Consider the following 3,002-nt stretch of genomic DNA (forward strand, 5'->3'; position numbering starts at 1 on the left):
TTAGATGTTGTTACGTGACAAAGCTGTAGCTAATGCCACTGGTGATTAGTTTTTTTGGTTTGCACTTTTCAGCGCTCGATTGAAGTGTTTAATGCGGGTGGTGATTAAGCTGCTAAATGTTTGTTATTTGGGAATGGCTTCAATTCTTCAGCCTCCACGCGACCATCATCATGAATGATGACCGTAATATTCCGTCCGAAGGCCAAAGCCTTGCTGATCGCACTCTGTCGAATGCCAAAAATTTCAGCCGTCTTCTCTTGGCCTTTACTGGACACAAACTCTTCTAACGGGATTCGTTCCATAAAGGTCTCCTTGTGAATCAATATCAATTATCACTGTTAGTAATGATACTGTCAACACTAATGGTGATTGGTGGATATTCCTATTGGTGATAAATTTAGCCTATGAAAAAGAAGCCTTTAACAAACGAGCAGTTAGCTGACGCTGAAAGATTAAAGTTAATCTTTGAAGCTAAAAAAAATGACCTCGGCCTTTCGCAGGAAACGCTGGCCGAGCAGCTGGGCATGGGCCAAAGCGGAGTGTCTCAACTATTGAATGGTTCTAACGCTATAAACGCGACGCATGCAGCTCAATTTGCAAAGGCACTAGGAATCAAAGTTGATGAGTTCAGCCCTTCGTTAGCTAGAGAAATAGCCGAAATGTTTGAGGCTGTAGACCAAAATGGAAATCAGGTAAGGCGTTATACGTACCCGCTTCTTACTGAAGTTCAGGCGGGGGCATTCGCTGCGGTAGGATCGTTTCGTGAGGCTGACGCAAAATGCTGGGTTGATACGACCAGAAAGGCGAGCAATGATTCATTTTGGCTGGAGGTTTCTGGGCATTCCATGACGGCACCACCAGGAAGCAAACCGAGCTTTCCAGAAGGTATGTTGATCTTAGTTGACCCAGCAGAAGATGTTGACCCTGGTGACTTCTGTGTCGCCGGTATCTATGGAGATACCGAAGTAACATTCAAGAAATTCGTTTGGGAGGATGGCAAGCCATGGCTGGAACCTCTAAACCCCAATCCTCGCTACCAAAGCATTGAGTGCAATGATAACTGCCGGATCATCGGGAAGGTAGTTAAGGCTCAGTGGCCCGAAGAGACATTCAGCTAACCCACTGCTAGCCCATAGAGGGGTGTGGGATATATTTTGTTTTACTCAAATGGATTGTAAAATGTCAAAATCTGAAGACATACAAAATAAAAATCTCGCAAGGAAGATTTCATTAGCGCAATTATCTGAATTTTTGCAGCAGTTCAGCACTAAAACTAACGTGGTGTTCTGCCCTGTTTGCAAGAAGTCAGACTGGATATTGCCTGTGTGGGATAAAGACAAAACGAAACCGGTAATAATTACACAGCCATTACCTGATAGCGATGGGGTTGGAATGTGGCTTTTCCCTGTAATTTGTGAGCACTGCACATACACCATGCATTTCAGCACGCCGCATATCGTTAAAAAATTACAGGCTGAAGGTAAATTATGAGAATCGGGTGCGCTGATGATGGATTTTTCTACGGGATAGAACCGCCTCCGCAAAGAAATCCCAAAAGGAAAGATGATAAGCGTGCTAGAATTGAAAACCATGATGGCAATAAAATTTATGTTGCTGAAACAATTTCTATTGAAATCGAAGTGGAGGAGGTAGATATGAAAATTCAACCAAATGCCCCTCTTTCTTTTGGTGGGGCTCTTAAATTAGCTGGTGCCACCCTACTAATTACAGGCACTGCCATGTGGTATGCATATGATCAGGTGCAAGGGCAGATATCTGAAGTTAGGTCAGAAGTATCATCTTTAAGGTCTGATAATCGAGAAGACTTTAACAGGATCAATGATCGGATGGACTCTATAGCCAATAAGCTTGATGCTAAAATAGACGCTATTGGCGATAAGACTGACAATAAGCTCGATAAACTAACCGACATTCTAAATGATATTCGACGCGACCAGCCAAAAGAACAAAAGAATTAGCCCCCACTAACCCGGCCATTCGCCGGGGTTTTTGTGCCTGTAATCTGACTATCTCACTGCTCTAATAGCTTTATCGCCAACTCCATTGCGGTCTTCATCTGCTCCGGCCGTTCGTGATTACTCGCCAGTGCCGTTCTAAGCGCATCAGCTATCACTACCCTCTTCGTCTCATAGTTAGCCTCAGCCAAAATAAGCACCGCATCCCCTATCACTCTGCACATTTCGTTATATAGCGCGTCTGCATCTTCTGTGTACATATCACCTCCGCATAAATTTCACCCAATTTAGCACACTTTTCACGCCTGTTAGCCAGGCGCGAAGGGGCACGTCTGAATTATTTTTAAATTAAATTACCTTAAAAATCAAAATCAAAATCACCACTAGTAATTTATTATCACCATTAGTGTTGACTATCGAATTACTAATGGTGATAATCATTCCATCGAAACGGCAGGACGCCAAAAATACAACAGGAAGTTAAAACTCAATCGAGCGCTGAAAAGTGCAAATAACCAAACGAGATAGGTTTGGGGTGTGGTCGCAGAGCCTAAAAGTAACGCTTACCCATGCGCAGATGAGGTGGCGAATCTGGATGGTAGACGACACTGCTGCGATGCGGGTCACGATGCCACGTTGACCACACCACCAAAGCTATCTCAGGAGAACAACATGATTAAGCCGCACACTATCAAAGAAAATTGCCGCAGCCGTCGTGATGCACAGCGTAAAGCAAAGCAGCAAGCATATGCCAGCGCTAACCCTATGTCAGTCGGTCGCAAGTATCAGGTTAATACCCAAACAGTCCCACTAGTTAGACGCGCTGGTTACTCACCTGCTCCACTACGGATGATTGCCAGAGCGGCATTTGGTCGAGTTAAAGCGTACAAGATGCACATTCTCCGCGCTTCGTATCTGTTCGAGTATGAGTTCAAGCGCAAACCGGTAATTGAGGGCGGGTTGTGTTTGCCTGAAGTCGCTAAGTTTGCAGCAGGCTTCCGTAAGTCAGAAGCATTAACAGCGAGG

The 3,002-nt window shown here is 44.6% G+C and carries 6 protein-coding genes; 4 read left to right on the plus strand and 2 right to left on the minus strand.

From position 1 onward, the window contains the following. Positions 1-104 precede the first annotated feature (104 nt). A complete protein-coding gene (locus AEP37_RS23015; RefSeq protein ID WP_049615505.1) occupies positions 105-302 on the minus strand; it encodes a Cro/CI family transcriptional regulator in 198 nt (65 codons plus the stop codon). A gap of 102 nt (positions 303-404) precedes the next feature. On the opposite strand from AEP37_RS23015, the gene AEP37_RS23020 reads away from it, so the two are divergent. The 3 genes from AEP37_RS23020 (at position 405) to AEP37_RS23030 (ending at position 1,979) form a co-directional block, all read left to right on the plus strand. Beyond that, positions 405-1,118 (plus strand): LexA family protein, encoded by a 714-nt coding sequence (locus tag AEP37_RS23020; RefSeq protein WP_049615506.1) that lies wholly within the window; start codon positions 405-407, stop codon positions 1,116-1,118. A 61-nt stretch (positions 1,119-1,179) separates the two neighbouring features. Then, positions 1,180-1,491, plus strand: coding sequence for a hypothetical protein (locus AEP37_RS23025; protein WP_049615507.1), 312 nt, complete (start codon positions 1,180-1,182; stop codon positions 1,489-1,491). Continuing rightward, positions 1,488-1,979, plus strand: coding sequence for a hypothetical protein (locus AEP37_RS23030; RefSeq protein WP_049615508.1), 492 nt, complete (start codon positions 1,488-1,490; stop codon positions 1,977-1,979). Before AEP37_RS23025 ends, AEP37_RS23030 begins: the two co-directional genes overlap by 4 nt. A 53-nt stretch (positions 1,980-2,032) precedes the next feature. Here AEP37_RS23030 and AEP37_RS23035 read toward each other — a convergent pair whose 3' ends face one another. Beyond that, entirely contained in the window at positions 2,033-2,236 is a 204-nt protein-coding gene (locus AEP37_RS23035) for a DUF2767 family protein (protein ID WP_049615509.1), read from the minus strand. 277 nt (positions 2,237-2,513) lie between these two features. Here AEP37_RS23035 and AEP37_RS23040 point away from each other — a divergent pair. Further along, a partial coding sequence (locus AEP37_RS23040; protein ID WP_156168757.1) for a transcriptional antitermination N peptide occupies positions 2,514-3,002 on the plus strand: 489 nt, incomplete at its 3' end.

Origin of the sequence: Yersinia pekkanenii (assembly GCF_001152565.1) — a bacterium.
In the GTDB taxonomy this organism is placed as follows: domain Bacteria; phylum Pseudomonadota; class Gammaproteobacteria; order Enterobacterales; family Enterobacteriaceae; genus Yersinia; species Yersinia pekkanenii.

Excerpts from the sequence above, each read along its gene's own strand:
- AEP37_RS23020 (WP_049615506.1), top strand. The coding sequence starts at position 405 with ATGAAAAAGAAGCCTTTAACAAACGAGCAGTTAGCTGACGCTGAAAGA.
- AEP37_RS23015 (WP_049615505.1), bottom strand. The coding sequence starts at position 302 with ATGGAACGAATCCCGTTAGAAGAGTTTGTGTCCAGTAAAGGCCAAGAG.
- AEP37_RS23035 (WP_049615509.1), bottom strand. The coding sequence starts at position 2,236 with ATGTACACAGAAGATGCAGACGCGCTATATAACGAAATGTGCAGAGTG.
- AEP37_RS23025 (WP_049615507.1), top strand. The coding sequence starts at position 1,180 with ATGTCAAAATCTGAAGACATACAAAATAAAAATCTCGCAAGGAAGATT.
- AEP37_RS23030 (WP_049615508.1), top strand. The coding sequence starts at position 1,488 with ATGAGAATCGGGTGCGCTGATGATGGATTTTTCTACGGGATAGAACCG.